This is a genomic window from Bacteroides cellulolyticus (assembly GCF_025567135.1).
GTDB classification, from domain to species: domain Bacteria; phylum Bacteroidota; class Bacteroidia; order Bacteroidales; family Bacteroidaceae; genus Phocaeicola; species Phocaeicola cellulolyticus.
Map to the genome: position 1 here is coordinate 78,565 of NZ_JAOQJJ010000006.1, position 23,375 is coordinate 101,939.

Sequence of the window (23,375 nt, forward strand, 5' to 3'; positions counted from 1 at the left end):
TAAAAATCAATTATCCGTAGATAATGTTACCATTTTCATCTTTATATTCGTCAAGTCCCTTTTCGTATGTAGCCATTGCACGAAGACTCATACCTACACTTGAGAAACCACCATCGTGGTAAAGGTTCTGCATAGTAACCTTCTTAGTCAAGTCAGAGAACATCACGATACAGTAGTCTGCACATTCATCTGCAGAAGCATTACCAAGAGGAGACATACGGTTAGCAAAGTCGAACAATTTGTCCATTCCCTTAACACCCGATCCCGCAGTAGTCATAGTAGGCGACTGTGAAATAGTGTTGATACGAACATGATGTTCACGACCGTAAATATATCCGAAGCTACGTGCTATTGATTCAAGCAGAGCCTTAGCATCAGCCATATCGTTATATCCGTAGAATGTACGCTGAGCAGCAACATAACTCAATGCAAGGATTGAACCATATTCATTTATGGCATCAAGTTTTTTTGCACACTGAATCATTTTGTGGAATGAAACAGCTGAGATATCAAGAGTCTTGCTCAACATATCGTAATCCAAGTCATCGTATGTACGTTTTTTACGAACATTTGGAGACATACCGATAGAGTGCAATACAAAATCTATCTTTCCTCCTAATACTTCCATAGAACGCTTGAAGACATTTTCAAGATCTTCAACGCTTGTTGCGTCGGCAGGTATAACCTCACAGTTCAATTTTTCTGCCAAAGCAGAAACTTCACCCATACGTACTGCTACAGGAGTATTTGACAATGTGATTATTGCACCTTCTTCTACAGCTTTCTCTGCAACTTTCCATGCTATAGACTGTTCGTTAAGGGCACCGAAAATAATACCCCTTTTTCCTTTAAGCAAATTATAACTCATATATTTAAATTTGTTATTACGCCTGCAAATATACTGCTTTATTTACAATATATGCCACTTTTGCTCACTTTTCTTTAATATTGTGCAGTTTTGCTATAAAAAACTTTAACAATATATTAATCTCAAAGTTCTATCCAAGGAAAGAAATAAGCACTCCGGCAGCTACCGCAGAACCTATCACTCCGGAGATATTACTTGCCATACAATACTGTAATACGTGATTCTTCGGATCATATTTCAATGCAATTTCGTTTGCCACACGGCTCGCCATAGGCACGGCACTCAATCCAGTAGCACCGATAAGCGGATTGATTTTCTTCTTTGTAAACAGATTATAGATCTTGACAAAGAAAATACCGCCTGATATTGAAAGACCGAAAGCAAGGAAACCTCCAATCACGATACCTATTGTTGTCCAGTTCAGGAAAGCGTCAGTAGTCATTGTTGCACCAACCGAGATACCGAGGAAAATGGTTGCGGCATTCATTATGCTGTTTGATGCGGCATCGAACAGACGTGATGTGTTCGAACCAATCTCTTTCACCAAGTTACCGAACATTAGCATACCTACCAATGGAACAGCACTTGGCACGAACAATGCCACTATAGTAGTAACCGCAATCGGAAATACTATCTTCAATACACGCATGTTCTTTATTTCAATAGTAGGAGGATATTTCTTCTCCTGTTCTTTCATATTTATACTAAGTTCCTTCTTGGTACACCATAATTTTACTACTAATGGTATGATTACAGGAACAAGAGCCATATATGAATAAGCCGCAATAGCTATAGGGCCAAGCAAATGCGGAGCTAATTTAATAGTAGTAAATATAGCCGTCGGACCGTCAGCTCCACCTATTATACCCAATGAAGCGGCTTCCTGAGGAGTAAAGCCCACCATTATTGCTACTATAAGCACTGCAAAAATACCAAGTTGCGCTGCAGCTCCGAAAATAGACAGACGCAGATTACGCAGCATAGGGCCGAAGTCGGTCAGTGCACCCACACCCATAAATATTACCGGAGGAAGGAAACCTGTCTTGATGAGCATATAATAAATGAAGTTCATCAGTCCCAGTTCGTGAGCTATCTCATGCAGAGGCATTTCCCATATATTCTTCATCACGCCATTCACCATCACCATACCGTTCTCATCGGCCTGTATCACTCCCATCTCCCCTCCAGGGAAGTTGGCGAGCAACACACCGAAAGCTATCGGTACAAGCAACAGCGGTTCGTACTGTTTCTTTATACCCAGATAAAGCAGTACGAAAGCTATGGCATACATTATCAAGAACCGCGGATCGGCAATGATATTGCTGAACGCAGTCATATCGTATAATCGTTCAAAAATCTCTTCCATACATCTATCACTTTATCTTCATTAATACATCATCTTCAGAAACAGAGTCGCCTGAGTTCATGCAGATGGCAGTTACAGTACCGCCAAACTCGGCATTGACTGCTATATAAGTCTTCATTGCTTCAATATAGCAGAGAGTGTCGCCCGGATTAACCTTATCGCCAACCTTCAAAGGTGTTTCCTGAGCCGATTTAGTGAGATAGAATTTTCCTTCAAGCGGAGAAAGCACATCCTTGCCCTCGCCAGATGCAGCAGCCTGCTGAGCGCCATCAGCAGATGCAGACTGTGCTGGCAATGCAGTGTCACTGAAAGCTACAGTCACACGATAAGGCTTTCCATTCACATCTACAGTGAGCACCTGAGTACCTTCCTTAGGCATTGAACCGCTTTCAGCCTCAGCACGGCGTTTCTCCACGTCTGCCAGGAAGTCTGCCTTAGCCTTTCCGCTCTTGTATGCCTCATACTGAGCAGGATGCATAGCATATTCGAACAGTTCTTCATCATCCTGACCTGTCTCCCATCCTTTTTCAGCCATCATCTGACGGTATTTGTCAAGCTGATCCGGATAATTGTCCTGAGGATTGCCTGTAAAGAATGTTCTGCCTTCGCTCTTTGCCTTTTCAACAATCTCATCTGCCAACGGACCTGCCAGTGCTCCAGCCTTGCCGAGTATCATATCCCATACATCGTCTGCTATCATAGCCCAGCGTTCCTTGCCTTTTTCCATCTGAATGACATTCATCATTGCCAGATTCTTGACATACTGGCTGAAAGGAGTTACCAAACAAGGATATCCTACACGCGGCCATACATATGACACCTCATCGAACAACTTGATAAGCAATTCATCCTGAGTCATAAGCGGCAGATTATTCTTTGCCTTATATTTATTTATAGATTCAAGGTTTGTTTCAAGGTCAGCCATCAAGCTACCCATCATACCTCCCGGAAGTCCCGGACCTACGAGCAATGAGTTCATCATACGATTCTTAGGACTGATATACAATCCAAGGAAGTCGTCCATGAATTCTTGAATCATGGTTCTTGCCTTCATATAGGCATTAATATTGATTTCCTTAACCTTGAAACCTGCATCCTTCAACATTGCCTGCACACTGATAATGTCGGCATGACCTGTTCCCCATGACAAAGGATCCATACCACAGTCCACATAGTCGCATCCGGCCTTGCAAACCTCAAGAATTGAAGCCATATTGAAACCCGGACCTGCATGAGAGTGATACTGTATGGTTATATCCTTTATCTTCTTTATTCCGGCAACAAGTTTACCTAGGAATACAGGACGTCCGATACCGGCCATATCCTTGATGCAAATTTCATCGCATCCGGCATCGATAAGCTTCTTAGCCATATCGAGATAGTATTCCACTGTATGTATAGGAGAATAAGTGATACACAGACAGCACTGTGAAATCATTCCAGCATCGTGTGCATATCCTATTGACGGGATTATATTATGAACATCATTCAGTCCGCAGAAAGTACGTGTAATGTCAGTTCCCTGAGCCTTCTTTACCTTGTAGAACAGTTTTCTTACGTCTGCCGGAACAGGACTCATTCTCAGTCCGTTCAATGCGCGGTCAAGCATATGTGTCTGGATGCCAGCTTCGTGAAAAGGCTTTGTCCATTCTCTCACAGCCTTATTAGGATTTTCACCAAACAGCAGATTTACCTGTTCAAAACCGCCTCCGTTAGTCTCAACTCTGTCAAAGCATCCCATTTCCACTATCACAGGAGCTATCTTTACCAATTGGTCAACACGTGGTACATATTTTCCGGCACTCTGCCACATATCGCGGAAGACCAGACTGAATTTCACTTCTTTTTCCATTTTCTTAATGTGTTTTCATTTCTTTAATCAATTCAACTTCTCAATTTTCATTACCTTGCCCTTACCACCTGTAAGTTTTTCCACCGCAATGTTAATAGCCTTCACGGAATCCTCTTCCAATGAAACGGTTGCTACTGCAGGCTTACGTTTGACTTCCTCTTCGGGTGGAGCAAATTTGTTCACCGCCTTAATCAGAAGAGTACTAAGCCAGATAATAATTAGAAGGATTACGAATACCGTGCACATACCTACGAGCATCAGCATCAGACCTGTTCCAATATTTTCCATATATATCTAATTTTAATGTATTACCGACACCATTTAAAGCCATGCCGCTTAAAAGGCGCCCCAATATACCAATTAAATATATTGCATTGATACAAAAAACTTTAAAATTATCAACATTCATAACTTTGAAATACATTTTACATATTTAATCAGAATAAAATCCAAATATTGTCATTCATACATTATATTTTACACCTCAGTGTAATCCATCTTTACACTACTGTAAAGAAACCTTACAGTTGCCACAACAGACATTTTTATCAACTATCACAATATCAACGAATTACATTTTTGGCACGGTTATGGCATTATAGTTAGTGTAAAAACAACCGTAAAATGAAAAAAATATTTATACCCATAATTCTAATTTTGGCAGGAACGCAATGCATGGCTTACGGAAGCGACACAACATCCGCTGCCGATTCCTTACGTACAATGACACTGCGCGACTGTATGGAATATGCAATAGAATATTCCACCAAAAATGAAATACAAAAACTTGACAATGCCGACGCACGTACTGAGAGACGCGACGCGATACTCAAGACATTCACCCCGTCTGTTTCGGCAGGAACATACGCCTACAGTAATTTCGGACGTGCCGTGGACCCTGAAACAAACACCTATACCAATACCACATCTTTCAATAACGGTTACTCACTGAGCGCAAGCATCACACTGTTCAACGGATTTTCCGCCATCAACAATATCAGAATTTCGCAGACAGCCGTAAAGATGGGAATCTCGCAGGAAGACAAGCTGCGCGACGAACTGTGTCTGGCAGTTATGGAAGCCTACTTCAATGTACTGTACCACACTGAAATGACTGAAGTTCTCCGTAAACAAGTGGAAAACTCGAAAGCCAGCTTGCTGCTGATGCAGAAACAATATGAAACGGGACAGAAAAGCCGACCTGATGTGGCACAGATGGAGGCCGACCTTGCCGACAGGGAATATCAGCTGGAGACATCGTACAACAACAGCCAGGATGCACTGCTCACACTGAAATCCGTAATGATGTGGCCCGTTGAAGAAGAACTTGAAATAGACCGCACAATGATAGACGAAAAATATTCGGCACTGGTGGAAGAAGAGGACAAGGCAAACGAAATAATGGATTACGCGGTCAGTTCACAGCCATCAGCACTCATAGCAAAAGGCACAATAGACAAAGCCAAATTCGCTCTGAACACGGCTAAATGGCAGTTTCTTCCGAGCCTGTCGCTAAGTGGAGGATGGTCAACCAGCTACTACAGCTATCCAGGAAACAACTCTTACACTGTACCGTCATTCAATTCGCAATGGAAAAACAACTCCGGCGAGTACATACAGCTGAGTCTTTCAATTCCTATTTATGACAGACTTTCCAGATTTTCGAACCTTTCGAAAAAGAAAAACGAATACCGACGCGCCGAGGCACAATACCGACAGACAGTACACGACATAAAATCCGAAGTACAGCGTGCAATACAGGACAAGACTGGTGCCCGCAAGTCGCTTGTACTTGCCATGAAACGTTCAAAAGCACAGGAAGCCACCTATCTGCTGCACGAAAAGAAGATGCGTCAGGGCATGGTATCCCCTATCGACTATCAGACTATTACAAATTCTTTCCTGAACTCACAGGCTGAAGAGTTGAACGCATTGCTGCAATATTATCTGAAACGCAGCGTAGTGAAATATTATAAAGGAATAAGTTACATAGAACAATAAAAAAGTATAACATATCATGGACAGAGCAATAGAAAAGAAAAAAGGAATGGCACTGGTGTTCAGCAAAAAAGCCTTGCCTTACTGGGGTGGCGGACTGCTGTTGTGCCTTATAGGATACATCCTGATAAGAGACAATGTAAGCACACTGAGAGTGAATGCGGAAACCCTATCAATAAACAAAGTTATGAAAGGCGAATTCAATGACTACATCCGTATCTCAGGTCAGGTACAGCCGATGACAACCATACAGCTTAGTCCCCTTGAAACAGGAGTGGTGAAAGAGATATTCATGGAAGAAGGTTCGCACGTAAAAGCCGGCGACAAAATCCTGCGTCTTACAAACGAAAACCTTGATATGCAGATATTGAACTCGGAAGCCGACCTTGCCGAAAAGGAAAATATCCTCCGCAATACAATGATTTCGATGGAACAGCAACGTCTGAGCGTAAATCAGGAAATGCTGCAACTGGAAATGGAAGTAAGACGCTATCGCAGAACATACGAATCGCAAAAATCTCTTTACGCCGAAGACCTGATAGCCAAAGAGGACTATCTGAAAGCCGAAGAAGACTATCAGTTGGCAAAGGACAAACTGGAACTCGTAAAGGAACGTTCCATACAGGACAGCCTTTACCGCAGCGTACAGGTGGAACAGATGCAGGAAAGTCTGAGCAATATGCGAATCAATATGCAGATGATACGCAAGAGAAAAGACAACCTTGTGATTACTGCCCCTATAGATGGCGAACTGGGGTTGCTTGATGTTGTTCTCGGTCAGTCTGTACCGTCGGGCAGCAAAGTTGGACAGATAAATACCCTTGACAGCTACAAGATTGAAGCACAGATAGACGAACACTACATCGACCGTGTTACTTCCGGTCTGGAAGCCGATTTCGAAAGACAGGACGAATCGTTCCATGCCGTCATACGCAAGGTCTATCCTGAAGTACGCGACGGAAAGTTCAAGGCCGACTTCAAGTTCAGCGGAGCACAGCCTGAGAATATCCGTACAGGTCAGACATACTATCTGAACCTGCAATTGGGACAACCTGAAGAAGCCATTATGATTCCTCGCGGCACATTCTATCAGAAGACAGGCGGACGATGGATTTACGTAATTACCGAGGACGGTTCGAAAGCTTATAAAAGAGAAATACGTATAGGTCGTCAGAATCCTCAGTATTACGAAGTGCTTGAAGGTCTGCAACCGGGAGAAAAGGTCATCACATCTGGATATGACAATTTCGGTGACAATGACTGTCTGGTGTTGAATTAACAAACTTAAAAACTCACAAACTTAAAAACTCAAACAATATGATTAAAGTAACTAACCTCAGCAAAGTTTTCCGTACAGAAGAAATTGAAACTACAGCATTGAACGAAGTGTCTTTCGAAATAAACGAAGGTGAATTTGTAGCTATCATGGGGCCGTCAGGATGCGGCAAGTCAACATTGTTGAACATCCTCGGTCTGCTGGACAATCCCACAGGAGGCAGCTACGAACTGTTGGGACAAGAAGTGGCAAACCTGAAAGAACGCGAACGTACCAAATTCCGCAAGGGTAACCTTGGTTTTGTGTTCCAGAGCTTCAACCTTATAGACGAGCTGAATGTGTTTGAAAATGTGGAACTGCCTCTGAAATATCTCAACATCGGTGCGGCAGAACGCAAACAGCGCGTTACGGAAATTCTGAAAAGAATGAACATCAGCCACCGTTCACACCACTTCCCGCAGCAGTTGTCCGGCGGTCAGCAGCAGCGTGTGGCAATAGCCCGTGCCGTAGTGTCAAACCCTAAGCTGGTACTTGCCGATGAGCCTACCGGTAACCTCGACTCAAAGAACGGTAAGGAGGTAATGGATCTGCTTACAGAACTGAACTCGGAAGGCACAACTATAGTAATGGTGACTCACTCACAGAAAGACGCTTCAGTAGCACAAAGAATCATCAACCTCTTCGACGGACGTATTGTGGGTGATGTAAGAAATGAATTGTAAATGCAAGTCTGATAGTTTCAAGTTTTAGAGTTTGTTGAGAACAAACTCTAAAACTTGAAAACTCAAAAACTCAAGATGATATGAATGAATATAAGACATACTTTAAGTTCCTGAGCCGAAACAAGGTTTTCACGTTGGTAAATCTTGCAGGACTGAGCATCTCGCTCATGTTCATACTGCTGATATCGAACATGGTATTCAGGCAACTTACTGTAGATAAAGATATGAAGGATGCCGACAGGACGTATATAATGGCAAGCGAAGAAGATGCATCTGGACATTACAATTTAGGAGACAAACTGAAAAGCCGCTATCCCGAAATTGAGGAATGGTGTGCCATTTCCGGATGTGTTGAATATCCGGTAATGTCTGAAGATAAACAGATGACTTTGTATGTAGGTATGGCAAAGAAAAACTTCTTCAGCTTCTTCGGTTTTCCTCTTCTGTATGGAAATCCTGATGATGTATTGATTTCGAATGACAATGCAGTCATAAGCCAGTCGGCAGCTATTAAGATGTTCGGAACCACAGATTGTATAGGCAAGACTTTCAAGACTATACAGCCAATGGCAACAAACGAATACAAAGTTGCAGGTATTATGAAGGATATAGACAACTCTGTCATTCCTCATGAATGGGAAATAATTTTACCATTCGAAAATATAAAATACTATAATTATGGTTCTGCAATAGAGAATACACACATGAGTAATTCAGGTGGGGCAAATCTATTCTTCCGTCTATTACCGAACACAGATCTTAACACCAAGGCTGACGATATAGTTTCATATCTCAAGACATTTTACTGGATATACGAAGGCGGAACATACAAAACTGTAAAATTCATTCCTGTCCGTGAGTTTTATTTTTCAGACATACAGTCTTCAGTAGGCTTGAAACAGTACAATTATAAGGTTGTTGTGACCTTTATAATAATAGGAGTACTCGTCCTGCTGATGGCTATATTCAATTACGTGAGCATGAGTGTGGCACAGACCAGCTACAGGGCAAAGGAAATGGCGACAAGACGTATCTTAGGCTCTTCACGGAAAGATATTTTCTGGCGAATGATACTTGAATCGTTTATACTTACAGCAGCATCTTTCATTATATCCTTCATACTTGCATTGGCAGTGGAACCATACGCCATGGATTTGCTTAAAGTTAAACTTGATATACTGGGCGACGTATCATATATTACGGTCATATCATACATACTGCTTGTTGCTGTTCTAGCATTCGCGTCAGGCATTGTGCCGGCATCAATATTGTCAGGATATAATCCTATGGATGTGGTAAAGGGAACGTTCCGACGCAAGACCAAACTGGTGTATTTCCGCGGACTGAATATATTCCAAAGCTGTCTTACTATAGCATTGCTGACTTGTTCTTTCTATTTCAGCATGCAGATATACAGAGTTCTCAATGCTCCGCTTGGCTATGAATATGGCAGTATAATAAACTATCCGGTCATGGCAGGCAAAGAACAGATGAGACAGTTCCGCAGCGAGGCCCTGAAACTGCCTTTCGTAAAAAGAGTTTCTTTCGCTTGCGGAACACCAAACGATGGAGGAAACAACTATACAAACTATTTAAACAGTGCCGACACACTGAAATGTATGAGTTTTCAGACATTCATTGCTGATTCATCATTCTTGCAGATGTTTGACATCAAGATTACAGAAGACCGTAGAGTCGGGAACACCGACAATGGCTATTTCGTAAGCGAAAATGCCATGAAAGAATTAAGTTCAATAGGTCAGGGCCCTGATTATTACGTCAATAATTATGGAGATAAATTCAACATTATAGGTCAGTTCAAGGACTTCAAGATACGCTCATTGATGGATGAAGTTCATCCTCTTCAGATGAGAATTCTTCCGGTAGAAAAGGTTTCACCATGGAATGTGCTGGTAGAAACCACATCAGCGAATGAGGAGTACAAACGACAGCTTGATGACTTGTTTTACGAAATAATAGGCGGAATACCTTTCGACTCAAAATGGTATCATGACGAAGTGCTCAATACATACGACAATATAACACGTCTGAACAAGACTATCGTCATTTTCACATTTGCGGCACTCATCATATCATTATTGGGACTTACAGCCATGAGCCTCTACTTCGTATCACAACGCAAACGCGACATATCCATACGCAAGGTTTTCGGTTCAAATTCATGGATGGAACAATGCAACCTGATGAAGTTCTCAATGAAATCACTGCTCATAAGTTTGGTTATAGCTGTTCCGCTCATCTATTTTGGCATACGTCAGATAGACAAGTTTGTGGAATATGATCCTTACTTCCAGTGGTGGATACCGGTAACAGCTTTTGCCCTGGTGGTTGTCTTTTCGTTAGGTTCCGTCTGGCTTATCAGCCTGAAAACCACATCGGACAATCCGGTGAATAATCTTAAAAGTGAATAATAAAGAACTTGACTATAGTATCTATAATAACTTTTAAAAAATCAAAGTGATGAGAAACATTATCAGACTATTCAAAGGTGCAGGAATACTTAATCTGTTAGGTATGACAGTTGCCTTTGCTGCAATATACATTATAATGGTTCAGGTGAATTACGACTGGAACTATAACAGCAAAATCAAGGACCTGGACCGTATATTCGTTGTGACACATAAGGACTGGTTCGACGAAGGGAAATACAGTGTAAACATGAGCCGCCCTGTTATGGAATCATTGATAGAGCAATCGTCGATGGTTGAATCGTATGCTGTTCTACAAGGAAATATTCAGACAGAAGTTAAAATAGCAGACGGTAATGACAACAGGGCATTCGAACTCAACACCATGCAGGTGACAAGCGGCACATATGACGTATTCGGAATAGAAGCCGTTGCAGGTACTTTCCAGGGTATAGGTGAAGAAAATGTAGTGGCACTCAGCGAAAGAGCGTCACGCAGACTGAACCTGAAACTTGGAGATGCAATCCAGCTGGAAGGCGAAAAGGACAAGAGAACCGTTTCTGCCATCTTCAAGGATATGGCTATGAATTCCATATTCGGAGAAACAGATCTTCTGTACAGTAATATTTATGAGAAAGAGTCATTGGACAATTTCGGCGAATGGTCTTACAGATACTTTGTAAAACTTAATGACAAAAACAACGTAAATGCTTTCAGCGAAAATGCTACCAACTTTGCTAAAAATCTGGTCAACGAAATGATAAGTTCCAATCCGGATATGGAACTTCCTACTCAGGAAGAGATAGACGAATACGTAGGCAGAAACACTGTAAAAATATTCCCGCTGGAAGGATTTCAGTTCGAGTTAAAAATTACAGACAATACCATAGTTTACCAATGTAACATTATCACTACAATAACATTGTTCATAGTATCAGTGCTTATACTTGTCATCACACTGATAAACTATCTGAACTTCTTCATGGCACAGATTCCGGCAAAACTGCGTTCTGTAAATACAAGGAAAATTCTTGGCAGTTCCAGACTGTCGCTCGTAATGGGCTTTATGGCTGAATCGGCTATATTGGTGGTGGTTTCGCTTTTCTTTTCATATATTGTGATAAAGATTATAGGCAGTTCCACATACGCTGAACTTATAAGCTGTCCGCTGGATCTTGGATATAATGCCGCAGTGGCGATACTGACAGTTTTTGTCGCACTGATAATGACTGTAGCGTCAAGCATATATCCTGCAATGCACGTCACTTCATTCTCTCCTGCCCTTGCCATTAAGGGAACAATGGGCACAGTAAGCAGAGGCAAGTCATTCAGATATATACTTGTAGGATTCCAGTTCTTTATATCTATCCTGTTCGTGCTGTGTGCATTCTTCATCAAGATGCAATACGACTATATGATGAACTACGACATGGGATTCAACAAGGAATCGCTGTTCACGGCATACGTTCCGGTAAACTCAAATAACCGAGATTTATACACTACCGAACTTCAGAAGAAGACTGCCATCAAGGAAGTGGCATGGGGAGCATCATCTCTGGTCAGCGTATATAGAATGGGTTGGGGAAGAGAATTCAACGGTAAGAATATAAGCTTCATCAGCTATCCGGTCTCATACAACTTCCTGAAGTTTATGGGTATAGACATTGTTGAGGGACGCGACTTCACACAGGCAGACGAGAAATGCGAGAAAGGAATTTTCATATTCAACGAAATCGCCAAAGAAAAATTCGGATTCAGCCTTGAAAGTAAGGTACACGAACATATTAGTGAAACTGATATTGCCGGTTTCTGCGAGAACTTCAAGTTCAAGCCACTGCATTACAAGGAAGAACCATTCGCGTTCTACGTTTTCGGGAAAAAGCCATGGTGGCCTGTAAGTCATCTGTATATCCGAAGTAATCCTGGAGCTACTTACAGCGAAGTGCTTCAGGCTGTGAAAGAAGTGGTAGCCGATATTTCACCTAACTTCAATACCGAAGAAATAAACCTGAAGTTCTTCGACGAGGAACTTGGAACACAGTACCGTAAAGAACAGAAACTAATCAGCCTTATAACGCTGTTCACCATACTTGCAGTAATCATATCACTGATGGGAATAATAGGTCTGCTTATGTTCGAAACCAAGTTCCGCAGAAAGGAAATAGGTCTGCGAAGAGTTCACGGGGCAAGCATACGCGAGATACTGGAGATGTTCAACCGCAAATTCTTCTACATACTGCTTATAAGCTTCCTGATAGCTGCGCCTGTGGGATATATTGTAATGGACTATTACTATAGCACATTCGCATATCGTACTCCGTTGCACTGGTGGGTATTCCTGCTGGCGTTCGTCATGGTAGCAATAATTACTGTAGGAGTTGTCACACTGTGCAGTTATAAGGCAGCTTCGGAAAATCCGGCTGAAACGCTGAAAAATGAATAAAAGAGATGACGAGGCTTCAGTTACAAGTTGACAAGGTTTGGCCTCGCCGACCATTGGTTCCGTCCGGATGGCAACCTTGTCAACTCGTCAACTTGTCAACTCGTAACTTAAAAACGAAAAAATATGCTCAAGTTCAACAACATATTGAAAATATTGTCTCTAGGAATAGGTCTTGCCATAGGATGTATTCTTATAGCCAAGGTATGCTTTGAGTCGTCATACGACAATTTCTACAAAGGCCTTGACCGAATATATCTCATCAAGGCAGTGTATTCACTGAGAGGCGAAACAGACGAAAACAGTCAGGTAAGTGGTGGAGTAGCTCCCGGATTCAAGAAATATGTACCGGGAGTGGAAAGCGCCACACGTACAACCTTCCTTTTCGAAAGCGACAAATTCTATACGGAAGAAAAGGCTCTTGTAACCGGTACGCTGGTTTTGGCGGATACCGCATTCTTCGATGTCTTCGACCGTAAGATTCTGGCAGGAAACCCGAAGGAAGTATTGGCTCAGAGATTCAACATTATGGTAAGCCGTTCGTTTGCCGAAAAGATGGGAGGCATTGACAAGGCTGTAGGAAAAATTATTTACAACGAAGAGGCACCCAAACTAAAGTTTACCGTAGGAGGAGTGTATGAAGATTTCCCGGAAAACGGAAGTATGTATTACGACATCCTGCTTTCAATGGAAACTTATCCAAAGGTAAGTACAGAAAACTGGCTCGGGAATGACCGATACAAAGGATATGTAAAACTTGAAGAAGGTGTTACACCTGAATCCCTCGATCCTGCCATACGCAAGATGATGGACAAGAACCTGCCTATGGAAGAGCTTGAGAAAAGCGGATACGAAATTTGGTGTGTACTCAGTCCGTTTCATAAGCTTCATACATCCGAACCATACGTAAGGAATCTTATAATCATCCTTTCAGTAGTTTCGTTTGTACTGGTTCTGATATCACTGATGAACTATATGCTTATATCCATATCGGAAATGGTGAAACGCTCGAAGGAGATAGGTATCCACAAATGCTATGGCGCAGAAGGAACAAACATATACGGTATGCTGATTAAAGAGACATCAGTATATCTGTTCTTCTCACTGCTTCTGGCATTCCTGATGATATTGGCATTCAGACAGACAATAGAATATCTGCTTGGAGTCAGTCTGGAGGCTCTTTTCATAAAGGAGACTATGATTGTACTATGCGGAGTGATACTGGTATTGTTCCTGGTTTCGGCTTTGCTTCCGGGATATCTTTACAACAAAATTCCGGTAAGCGTGGCGTTCATGAACTACAAGGAGAACAAAAGGAAATGGAAACTATGTCTGCTGTTCATCCAGTTTATCATAAACGTGTTTCTTCTGAGTTTCGTTTTCATCATTGCCGCTCAATACGACAAGGCTCTGAACGATGATCCCGGATATAATTACGACAACGTGTTATACTATAATGTCAGAGGAGTAGATAAAGTACAGGCATCGAGAAGCGTGGAAGTAATATCATCCCTACCCGAAGTAATTGACGTGGAGAGGGCATACACTCTTCCATTCGATTATTGCTCAGGCAATGATGTCTATCTGCCAGGACATGACGCAGAACTTTTCAACATAGCCGACCAGTATGCCGGTACAGAAGGTTTCTTCGAGTTCTTTGACATTCCAATAATCGAAGGACGTGTGCCTGCCGCAGAAAACGAGATTGCAGTCAGTCGCAGTTTCGTGGAAAAGATGAAAGAGTTTACAGACTGGAATGACGGCCCGATAGGAAAAGGTATTTATCTGACCGAACATTCAGACTCTTCGGCTATGAATCTTGGAATTCTGACAATCTCGGGAGTTTACGAGGACTACCGTATCGGACTGCTGAACAGAATGGACGAACGTCCGAGCGTACGCTTTACAGGCAAAGTAGAGAAGGAATATATGCCGTTCATTCTTGTAAAGGTAAAAAACATCAATCCTGAAACAATAAACAAGATTCAGAAGAAGCTGGGTGAAGTGATTACCGAAAAGGATATGGAAGTTTTCTCATACGAACAGGTAATGAACAGTATGTATGACGACAACAAGAAGATGAAGAATACCATCCTTGCCGGAAGTATATTCTCCATAGCGATAGCCTTCCTAGGACTCGTGGGATACGTCCGCGATGAAGCACAACGAAGAAGCAAGGAGATTGCCATACGCAAGATAAACGGAGCCACCACGGCAGAAATCCTTTCGCTTTTCGTGGCCGGCATAATGAAATGGCTCGTTGTTGCCTTTATCATAGGCGATGCACTGGCATATTATGTGGCAGGACTCTGGCTGGAACAGTTTGCCGAGAAAGTCAGTCTGTCATTGCTATATTTCCTTGCAGCAGACCTGATAGTGGCTATAATAGTAGTAGCTACTGTGGTAATCTGCAGCCTGAAAATATCGAATGCCAATCCGGTATTGTCACTTAAAAACGAATAAAAGAGACGAGCCTCTTTTTAAAGTTGACAAGGCTCCAGTTACAAGTGAACAAGGTTCTCCATCCGGACGGCAACCTTGTCAACTCGTCAACTTGTCAACTCGTAACTTAAAAACTTAAAAACTCAAGAACTCAAATTTAATATGCAAGCACTGAGAAACATAAAATATACGTTGAGGAAATACTTCGTTCCAATGCTTATGAGCCTTGTCGGTCTGATTCTGGCATTCAGCGCCTTTATGCTCATATCCGTGCAGCTGGACTTCGAAAAGGGATTCGACAGATTCCATCCTGATGCCGGAAACATCTACAGGGTGGATCTCTCGGACAACAATACCATTTTCCGCTCGATTCTTCCTCCGGGATTTTCGGACGAAGTGATACGTTCGTCAAGCCATATCGTGGCTGGGACTGTGGTATGTCCGTTTCTGGGAGAGGTATATATCACCACTATGAAAGACGGAGTATCCGGCGGATTCATAGAAACCGCCAATGTGGTGAGTGAAGACTTTTTCAAGGTATTCGGAATAAAGATTGTAGAAGGCGATCCCGCCACTCTGTCGAAGAACGAGCAGCTTGCCATTCCGCAAAGTACGGCACGCAAAATTTTCGGCAACGAATCTCCTATAGGTAAACAGGTGAAGATTAAGTCCGGTACCGGATTTCTGCGTTCCGACAAATGGACTGTAGGTGCCGTTTACGAGGACTTGCCAGCAAACTCGCAGATACGGAACGAGATATACATGAAGATTCCGGATTTCTTCCTTCAGAACTTCGGGGCAAGCAACTTCGTATGCTATCTCCGTCTTGATGACAGCGGGAATGTTTCTCTGGTTGAGGATGAATTCAACAGCAAGTTCGAGTTTGATAAATACCGTGGTCTCACCCCTATTTATCTCACACCGCTGGTTGACGTATATTTTCAGGAAGAGAAGTCGGACGGACGTGTGTTCCGGAGCGGAAGCATCACACAATACAATGTACTGACCATTATCTCATTCCTCATAATCATTGTAGGTCTGCTGAACTTTACAAATTTCTACACCTCACTCATTCCGTCAAGGCTGAAAACCATCAACACCAGGATTATACTTGGTGAGGACACCCGCACGATACGTATGGAGATAATTCAGGAAACTGTCCTGCTGTCGCTCATAGCATTTGCCGGAGCGGTGATTGCAGTTGTTTTCCTCTCTCCTGCCGTCACGGAAATGGGAATCGTAAACACAGTGTTCAGCTTTGAGAAGAATTCTTCCATCGTAATCATAACACTGCTTCTGGCTCTGTCCGGCGGAATACTTTCAGGAATATATCCTGCATTCTTCGCCACATCATATACCGGAGAACTTGCTATGAGAGGCAACTTCAACCTCAGTTCTTCGGGAATGAAAATCAAGAAAACCCTTCTGTGCGTGCAGTATGCCATTTCGTGCTCATTGATTCTGTTCATAGCGGCAATCTATTTGCAGAACAGGATGATGCTTCAGTTCGACCCGAAGTTTGACAAGGACCGCATCGCCATTGTAGGGTTGACAAGCGATATAGTAAAGAACAAAGGCGCATGGATAAAGGAAGAACTTCAGAAATATCCTGAAATAGAGAATGTGGCATTCACGTCCGAAAGATTCGGGGCACAGGACACTTACTGCACTGAGGGAATAGAATATAACGGAACTGACATTCCAAGCTTCCTGATATATGTCACTCCTGATTTTCCTGACGTGATGGGAATAAAGATGACAGAAGGGAAAACATTCCCGAAAACGAGCCAAGGAGACATTATAGTAAACCGGTATATGAATGACAATTACGGTGTGGAACTTGGAAATATACCTTCCATGGAAGCGGAGGCAATAGGTATATGCGACAATGTAAACTTCACGTCCATGCGCAAAAGCCAGAGCGCTGTATGCTTCATTTCCCTACCGGCTGAAAGCGGATATCTGTCGGATATGTTTGTGAGACTTTCTTCCGGATACGACAGAACTGAGGTGGTATCCCACATAAAGGAGATAATCAGCAAAGTGGAACCCGAATATCCTACCGAAGTATTGTTCTACGACAATGTGGCTGCCGCACAATATCAGCGTGAGAATTCTTTCGCCAACACGATGCTGTGTTTTTCAATAATAGCCGTAGTATTGTCACTGGTCGGCGTCTTCTCTATGGTGATATTCGACATTCAGCATAAGAGAAAGGAAATAGCACTGCGCAAAGTGTTCGGAGCAGACTACACCGATGTACTCTGGCTGGGAAACAAGCCGTATTTCTTTATTGTTCTGGCTGGTTTCATCATATCTATACCCGTAGCGGTGATAGCAATAAACGAATATCTCCAGGGATTTGCAATGAAAGTAAATGTGTCATGGTGGATATTCCTGCTGGTGTTCCTGTTCATACAGGTGCTTACGGCAATACTTGTAGTTATGAGATATAATTCGCTGGCACTTGAATCTCCAAACATATCATTGGAGACCGAATAAATAAAAAAATCTCTCTCTAATTAAGCCGCAGGCTACAACTGTTCGTGACGAATGGATGTGTCTGCGGATAATTTTTCAATTAACTGGACAAAATAAACTCCAAAACTTATATTTTTGCACAACAAAGTATAAAAGTGAACATGAACAAAGCCAAAATATTAGTAGTAGATGATAATAGCGGAATAAGGGCAGCACTCCAACTGCTACTGCCTAAATACTTCAAGGAAGTAAAGGCTGTGGCATCACCAAACGTCATAAATTCACAGTTAAGAGAATTTATGCCTGACGTGATTTTGCTGGATATGAACTTCCAGTCGTCTGCCAATACCGGAAATGAGGGATTGTACTGGCTTTCGGAAATCAAAAAGACAAGCCCTACTACCGAAGTTGTACTCTTCACCGCTTATGCCGACATATCACTGGCTGTAGAGGGAATGAAACGCGGAGCATTCGACTTCATTGTAAAGCCTTGGGAAAACGAGAAACTGATTTCTGTGCTTGATGCCGCCTACAAGCACAGGGATGCAGGAACAAAAAAGAAAAGCATAAAACCTGCGGTAAGCCAGACTGCAACAATGCACTGGGGCAGCAGTCCTGCAATGAAAAATATATTCCGCACCGTAAACAAAATAGCCTCGACAGACGCAAGCATTCTCATTACGGGAGAAAACGGTACGGGAAAAGATGTGCTTGCGGCAGAAATCCATCGTCTGTCGGACAGAGGTATGAAGCCGATGGTTTGTGTGGATGCTGGAGCGATAACGGAAACATTGTTCGAAAGCGAACTGTTCGGACATGTAAAAGGAGCCTTTACGGACGCTCATACAGACCGTGTGGGAAAAATAGAACAGGCAAACGGCAGCACACTGTTTCTTGACGAAATAGGAAATATTCCTCTTAATCTGCAGGCCAAATTGCTCAGAGTTCTTCAGAACAGAACGGTAAGTAAGGTAGGAAGTTCGCAATCAACTCCTGTAGATATCCGCCTCATCTGTGCCACCAACCGCAATCTTGAGGAAATGATACGAAACGGCGAGTTCCGCGAGGACCTCTACTATCGTATCAACACCATGCATCTGCAACTTCCTCCCCTTAGAGAAAGGACTGATGAGATCATCCCTCTGGCAGAAATATTCATAAAGAGATATGCCGAGAAATATCATCGTGAGGTATCGGGAATCTCAAGTGAAGCGGAAAAGGCATTGGTTTCATGCAGATGGAACGGAAATATCCGCGAACTGCAAAACACGATAGAAAAGGCAGTAATCCTGACCGACGGTACGGAGCTTCAGCTTTCAGATTTCTGTCTGCCCGACAGGCAAAACACATATGAACTACAGCCGCAAGCATCAGCTTCAGGAGAAGAGACACTGGAAGAAGTGGAAGAAAGAACCATACGCGCCGCAATGGAAAGATATAACGGTAATCTTACTCATGTGGCAAAATCGCTTAACATAAGCCGCCCTACCCTATATACGAAACTGAAAAAATATAATATATGATTTCGTATGAAAATGTCATATTAATCATTATTGCTACTGCATTAATATCTGCAATAATTTCCGGTATGTACTATGCACGAAGGACACACCGCAAGGTTTCGTACATCCTTGACGCGCTGGAAGACAAGGAGACCAACTTCCGTTTTGACGAAAAGAAAGTACTGTACCGCAGATTAAACAAGACTCTGAACAGAATACGTCTGATATTCGAAAAGGAAAAACAGGAAATAAACGAACAGGAACGTTACTACGGTCAGATGCTGGACAGGGTAAAGACAGGTATAGTGGTAGTGGAACTGAACGAGAAATTCAGCGGAAAAGTTTCATACTGCAATGCGGCTGCACTGAATATACTTGGAGTGGCAACACTGAGCAATATACGCCAACTGGCAAATGTCAGCCATGAGATACAGGAATGCTTTGAAAACATTTCCGAAGCAAACAACGAGATGCGCGTTTCTTTCTACAACGAAAAGGGACAGACCACACTTGCAGTATCATCTTCCGAAACATCATTGCAGGGAAAGAATGTAAAGATTATCGTTATAAATGACATAAGCAACGAAATGTCGCGCAACGAAGAGATGTCGTGGAACAAACTTATACGTGTGCTTACGCATGAAATAATGAACACCGTAACTCCAATTGCTTCGCTGAGTCATACACTGTCGACGGACATAACTTCATCAGAAAACAAGTCTGTCAACAGAGAAGAACTCAAATTGGGCCTTGACACAATATCAGAATCAGCTCGCGGACTGATAAAATTTGTTGACACCTACCGTTCGCTGACACGTATATCAGTACCTGTAAAAAAGGCGTTCTATCTAAAAGAACTTATTGACAGGGTTACACAACTGACACGCGAACAGATCAGCGCATCAGGAGCGAAACTAAGCTACATAGAGAAATCGGACGACATTCTTCTTTATGCAGACGAAGACCAGATTTCGCAAGTACTGGTAAACCTTATTAAGAATGCTCTTCAAGCCAAAGCCACAAACATAGATATAACTGCCGAAATAGACTTTTCAGAAGCCGTTGTAGTGAATATTTCGAACAACGGAACTCCTATCAGCAAAGAGAATTATGAGGATATTTTCGTTCCGTTCTATACTACAAAACAGGAAGGAACAGGAGTAGGATTAAGTCTATCCCGGCAGATTATGCGTCTCCATAACGGAAGTATATCACTGGTGTGTAGCAATGAGAAAAATACGGTTTTCAAGTTGCAGTTCAAATAACAAATATCAGAATAAATATTGTAAATCACACGACGGTTAAATCTTTGTCACTTTAACCCAATCAATCCATAACTCACCTGGCAAATCATTATCATCAATTTCTCCCGGCCATGTAGGATTACCATTCAATTCTCCACCAAGAGAAAAATTCAATATTATGTCATAAAGATACTCACAAAACGGGAACTGCATTTCTTCGGAAGGCAGATTTTGATTTTCATATCTCCATGTTTCTACACCATCAATATAGAATATTACAGCCTCTTCTGTTCTGTCGGCAGCATATACATGATATTGTGTAACATCAAAATTTGTAGGACGATTAGGATTGGTTACACCGGACGAACCATAATCACCGTTTATATAATATGTATGTACTGTCTGATATATATCGTAAGGAGTCCCTTGTACCCATTCCATTAGGTCAACTTCTCCACCTCTAGGCCATACAGGTGCATTAATAGGCATCTGCCATATTGCAGGAAAACCACCTTTTACCAGTTTTGTCAATCTTGCACGTACTTCAAGACGCGTATTGCAAGGGAAACCTGTTTTTGTTCTGATACCACCATTTTTATATACTCCGTCTTCTTTTGAAGCTTTAAGTTTGAGCACACCGTCTTCTACCTTAACATTCTCATACCCTTTGACATATTTGAAATGTTGCCCCCAGGCATTATTCCCATATTTACACAGTTCCCATACGGAAGTATCTGGAATTGATGAATCACCTAAAAAATCATCAACAAATAATATATTGTCATCATTATGGCCGTCGCATGATGAAACAGACATACCAAGCAATATAAAGAAAGATGATATAAGAGTGTAAACTTTTTTATACATAATTCTAATATTAAAATCAAGAAGGTTAATAAAAATAGGGTTGCCTTTTGAGCAACCCTATTATTCAAACTCTTATTATATTATTTCCATTCATCATGTTGTACGAGTTGCTTATTGGTATCAATTTCACCCTGTGGTATTGGCCAAACTTCATCTTGCGGGCCTCTATAGCTGAAATCATAAACAGCAAAATCATCACCATAGAACTCTTTGTCATGTTTCATTCTTTCGACAGCATTTTTCCATTCACCCCATCTGTACAAATCGGCAAGCCTTAAATCCTCGAAAGCAAGTTCCACTCGTCTTTCGTGTCTGACTATATCTCTCAACTGATCTTGTGACAAATTTTTGCCTTCGACTTCTTCTACAGCAGGCATACCAACTCGTGCTCTGACTTCATTGACATACTGGGTTATTTCCGCTTGAGGCAAGCCTTTTTCCACTTTAGCCTCAGCCATGGAAAGCAATACTTCAGCGTATCTTATGATGTAATAATCCAAGCTTCCATCGTATTCATTTGCTGTATTTTCAGGAGTAAACCATTTTAGAATGCAAGCTGTTGATTTTGCCGGAAGATTATTGGTATATTCTTTTCCATTCCATGTCATTCCAGGCAACATTAATGTTGCTTTAAGTCGTGGATCACGGTTTTCGTATCTTGCATAGTCAGGATTCTCTCTGGTATGACCTCCCTTTTCCTTACTACCTTTAAATAATTGAGACTTCTCAATAGGCAATCCGTCAATACAATAAAAATCATCACTCAGGTTCATAGATGCTTCAATAGCATTAAGCGGGGCACTCCAACATACACCAAATGTACTACCTTCCTTTAATCCCGGACCAGTGAAATGAACACTCAAGAGGACTTCATCACAGCCTTCATTTTCTTCTTTAAACAGATTTCTAAAGTTTGCTTCGAAATCCGAGCCATCACCTGATTTAAATAAAGAAACTTTACCGATAACATTATTATAAGCTTCAATAGCATCATCCCATCTTGCATCAAATAAAGCAATACGTCCCATTATAGCATAAGCAGCTTCTTTTGACATTCTTCCTTTCTGTTCTGTACCTTTATCAGGAAGGCTAGGATTGTTTGTCTTCAAATCAGCCAAAATATTATCAACTATATTCTTTTTCAGTTCCTTTGGAGCTTCCGGATTTTCCAATGTCAAAGGTTCTGTAATATAAGGAACATCCCTGTATAGAGAAATTAGGTTGCAATATCCTAATGCTCTCAAAGCAATAGCTTCAGCCTTAATTGCATTTTTTGATGTATCTTCCATAGGAATGCCCTCCACTTTAGAAAGAAGGAGATTACAGCGCTTAATCAACTCATAGTTTGCATTCCAGTAGTTAGAGAAACATCCGTCTGTCGTAGCAGAAGTACCTTTAGACACTGTACTGCCCTGCATCCAGTCTCCCCATGTATGTTGTCCGTTATCAGTACTGGTTTCACGCATAAGGAATCCGAATCCTCCACCGTCAACATTATCATCATACAAATGATCAGACTGTAAAGCGTCATAACAAGCCGCTAGCCCCATTAAAGCATCACTTTCAGACTGCCAGAAAGTATTATCCGAAACCTGGTTTGGATTATTCAAATCCAGAAAACTGTCAGAACAAGAAGTTGCTGTAATAAGCAATCCAGACAACAACAATCCTCTGTATATATTTAATCTAAATTTCATAATAGTAAGTTTTTATAGTTTAAAAGGTTCTGGTTTGGACTTGTCTCTGCATAAACATTAGCAGCTACAAGCAAACCTACGGTTACCGGAATTGACTGTAATAAACATCTCCTCCATGGAGAATTCAGTCTGAAAAAAATGTCTTTTTTCATAGGTTTTTGTTTTAAGTTAACTATTCAATAAAATTGAGT

16 protein-coding genes are annotated in these 23,375 nt (G+C 41.8%); 9 read left to right on the forward strand and 7 right to left on the reverse strand.

What is annotated here, in order from left to right; all coding sequences use genetic code 11:
- Positions 1-10: 10 nt before the first annotated feature.
- From OCV82_RS08025 to OCV82_RS08040, 4 genes are all read right to left on the reverse strand, one after another.
- Complete coding sequence (locus OCV82_RS08025) at positions 11-868, reverse strand: enoyl-ACP reductase FabI (protein WP_154043928.1); 858 nt, start codon at positions 866-868, stop codon at positions 11-13.
- Between the two features lie 130 nt (positions 869-998).
- Positions 999-2,234 (reverse strand): sodium ion-translocating decarboxylase subunit beta, encoded by a 1,236-nt coding sequence (locus tag OCV82_RS08030; RefSeq protein ID WP_154043929.1) that lies wholly within the window; start codon positions 2,232-2,234, stop codon positions 999-1,001.
- A 7-nt stretch (positions 2,235-2,241) separates the two neighbouring features.
- Positions 2,242-4,086: a biotin/lipoyl-containing protein gene (locus tag OCV82_RS08035; RefSeq protein WP_154043930.1), complete on the reverse strand. Its 1,845-nt coding sequence runs from the start codon at positions 4,084-4,086 to the stop codon at positions 2,242-2,244.
- A gap of 27 nt (positions 4,087-4,113) precedes the next feature.
- Positions 4,114-4,374, reverse strand: a complete 261-nt coding sequence (locus tag OCV82_RS08040) for an OadG family protein (protein WP_154043931.1) — start codon at positions 4,372-4,374, stop codon at positions 4,114-4,116.
- A 336-nt stretch (positions 4,375-4,710) separates the two neighbouring features.
- Between OCV82_RS08040 and OCV82_RS08045 the strand changes: the two genes are divergently transcribed.
- The 9 genes from OCV82_RS08045 to OCV82_RS08085 all read left to right on the forward strand — a co-directional run bounded on the left by OCV82_RS08045 (position 4,711) and on the right by OCV82_RS08085 (position 20,641).
- Positions 4,711-6,087, forward strand: coding sequence for a TolC family protein (locus OCV82_RS08045; RefSeq protein WP_154043932.1), 1,377 nt, complete (start codon positions 4,711-4,713; stop codon positions 6,085-6,087).
- Between the two features lie 16 nt (positions 6,088-6,103).
- Positions 6,104-7,363 (forward strand): efflux RND transporter periplasmic adaptor subunit, encoded by a 1,260-nt coding sequence (locus OCV82_RS08050; protein WP_154043933.1) that lies wholly within the window; start codon positions 6,104-6,106, stop codon positions 7,361-7,363.
- 38 nt (positions 7,364-7,401) lie between these two features.
- Positions 7,402-8,082: an ABC transporter ATP-binding protein gene (locus OCV82_RS08055; RefSeq protein WP_154043934.1), complete on the forward strand. Its 681-nt coding sequence runs from the start codon at positions 7,402-7,404 to the stop codon at positions 8,080-8,082.
- Between the two features lie 80 nt (positions 8,083-8,162).
- On the forward strand, positions 8,163-10,514 hold the full coding sequence (locus OCV82_RS08060; RefSeq protein WP_154043935.1) for an ABC transporter permease: 2,352 nt from the start codon (positions 8,163-8,165) through the stop codon (positions 10,512-10,514).
- Between the two features lie 49 nt (positions 10,515-10,563).
- Positions 10,564-12,954 carry an ABC transporter permease gene (locus tag OCV82_RS08065; RefSeq protein ID WP_154043936.1) on the forward strand — a complete coding sequence of 797 codons (2,391 nt, stop codon included), beginning with the start codon at positions 10,564-10,566 and terminating at the stop codon, positions 12,952-12,954.
- Between the two features lie 123 nt (positions 12,955-13,077).
- Positions 13,078-15,414, forward strand: coding sequence for an ABC transporter permease (locus tag OCV82_RS08070; protein WP_154043937.1), 2,337 nt, complete (start codon positions 13,078-13,080; stop codon positions 15,412-15,414).
- A gap of 141 nt (positions 15,415-15,555) precedes the next feature.
- On the forward strand, positions 15,556-17,895 hold the full coding sequence (locus OCV82_RS08075) for an ABC transporter permease (protein WP_154043938.1): 2,340 nt from the start codon (positions 15,556-15,558) through the stop codon (positions 17,893-17,895).
- A gap of 140 nt (positions 17,896-18,035) precedes the next feature.
- Positions 18,036-19,397 (forward strand): sigma-54-dependent transcriptional regulator, encoded by a 1,362-nt coding sequence (locus OCV82_RS08080; RefSeq protein ID WP_154043939.1) that lies wholly within the window; start codon positions 18,036-18,038, stop codon positions 19,395-19,397.
- Entirely contained in the window at positions 19,394-20,641 is a 1,248-nt protein-coding gene (locus OCV82_RS08085; protein ID WP_154043940.1) for a sensor histidine kinase, read from the forward strand. Before OCV82_RS08080 ends, OCV82_RS08085 begins: the two co-directional genes overlap by 4 nt.
- A 36-nt stretch (positions 20,642-20,677) precedes the next feature.
- On the opposite strand, the gene OCV82_RS08090 is transcribed toward OCV82_RS08085, so the two are convergent.
- The 3 genes from OCV82_RS08090 to OCV82_RS08100 all read right to left on the reverse strand — a co-directional run bounded on the left by OCV82_RS08090 (position 20,678) and on the right by OCV82_RS08100 (position 23,336).
- On the reverse strand, positions 20,678-21,487 hold the full coding sequence (locus tag OCV82_RS08090) for a glycoside hydrolase family 16 protein (protein WP_154043941.1): 810 nt from the start codon (positions 21,485-21,487) through the stop codon (positions 20,678-20,680).
- Positions 21,488-21,567: 80 nt separating this feature from the next.
- Positions 21,568-23,184: a RagB/SusD family nutrient uptake outer membrane protein gene (locus OCV82_RS08095; RefSeq protein WP_239469126.1), complete on the reverse strand. Its 1,617-nt coding sequence runs from the start codon at positions 23,182-23,184 to the stop codon at positions 21,568-21,570.
- Positions 23,181-23,336, reverse strand: a complete 156-nt coding sequence (locus OCV82_RS08100) for a hypothetical protein (RefSeq protein ID WP_262543281.1) — start codon at positions 23,334-23,336, stop codon at positions 23,181-23,183. Before OCV82_RS08100 ends, OCV82_RS08095 begins: the two co-directional genes overlap by 4 nt.
- Positions 23,337-23,375 lie beyond the last annotated feature (39 nt).

Coding starts and splice junctions, on each gene's coding strand:
- OCV82_RS08040 (WP_154043931.1), bottom strand. CDS start 4,374: ATGGAAAATATTGGAACAGGTCTGATGCTGATGCTCGTAGGTATGTGC.
- OCV82_RS08065 (WP_154043936.1), top strand. CDS start 10,564: ATGAGAAACATTATCAGACTATTCAAAGGTGCAGGAATACTTAATCTG.
- OCV82_RS08025 (WP_154043928.1), bottom strand. CDS start 868: ATGAGTTATAATTTGCTTAAAGGAAAAAGGGGTATTATTTTCGGTGCC.
- OCV82_RS08030 (WP_154043929.1), bottom strand. CDS start 2,234: ATGGAAGAGATTTTTGAACGATTATACGATATGACTGCGTTCAGCAAT.
- OCV82_RS08090 (WP_154043941.1), bottom strand. CDS start 21,487: ATGTATAAAAAAGTTTACACTCTTATATCATCTTTCTTTATATTGCTT.
- OCV82_RS08035 (WP_154043930.1), bottom strand. CDS start 4,086: ATGGAAAAAGAAGTGAAATTCAGTCTGGTCTTCCGCGATATGTGGCAG.
- OCV82_RS08095 (WP_239469126.1), bottom strand. CDS start 23,184: ATGAAATTTAGATTAAATATATACAGAGGATTGTTGTTGTCTGGATTG.
- OCV82_RS08085 (WP_154043940.1), top strand. CDS start 19,394: ATGATTTCGTATGAAAATGTCATATTAATCATTATTGCTACTGCATTA.
- OCV82_RS08075 (WP_154043938.1), top strand. CDS start 15,556: ATGCAAGCACTGAGAAACATAAAATATACGTTGAGGAAATACTTCGTT.
- OCV82_RS08050 (WP_154043933.1), top strand. CDS start 6,104: ATGGACAGAGCAATAGAAAAGAAAAAAGGAATGGCACTGGTGTTCAGC.
- OCV82_RS08080 (WP_154043939.1), top strand. CDS start 18,036: ATGAACAAAGCCAAAATATTAGTAGTAGATGATAATAGCGGAATAAGG.
- OCV82_RS08100 (WP_262543281.1), bottom strand. CDS start 23,336: ATGAAAAAAGACATTTTTTTCAGACTGAATTCTCCATGGAGGAGATGT.
- OCV82_RS08060 (WP_154043935.1), top strand. CDS start 8,163: ATGAATGAATATAAGACATACTTTAAGTTCCTGAGCCGAAACAAGGTT.
- OCV82_RS08070 (WP_154043937.1), top strand. CDS start 13,078: ATGCTCAAGTTCAACAACATATTGAAAATATTGTCTCTAGGAATAGGT.
- OCV82_RS08055 (WP_154043934.1), top strand. CDS start 7,402: ATGATTAAAGTAACTAACCTCAGCAAAGTTTTCCGTACAGAAGAAATT.
- OCV82_RS08045 (WP_154043932.1), top strand. CDS start 4,711: ATGAAAAAAATATTTATACCCATAATTCTAATTTTGGCAGGAACGCAA.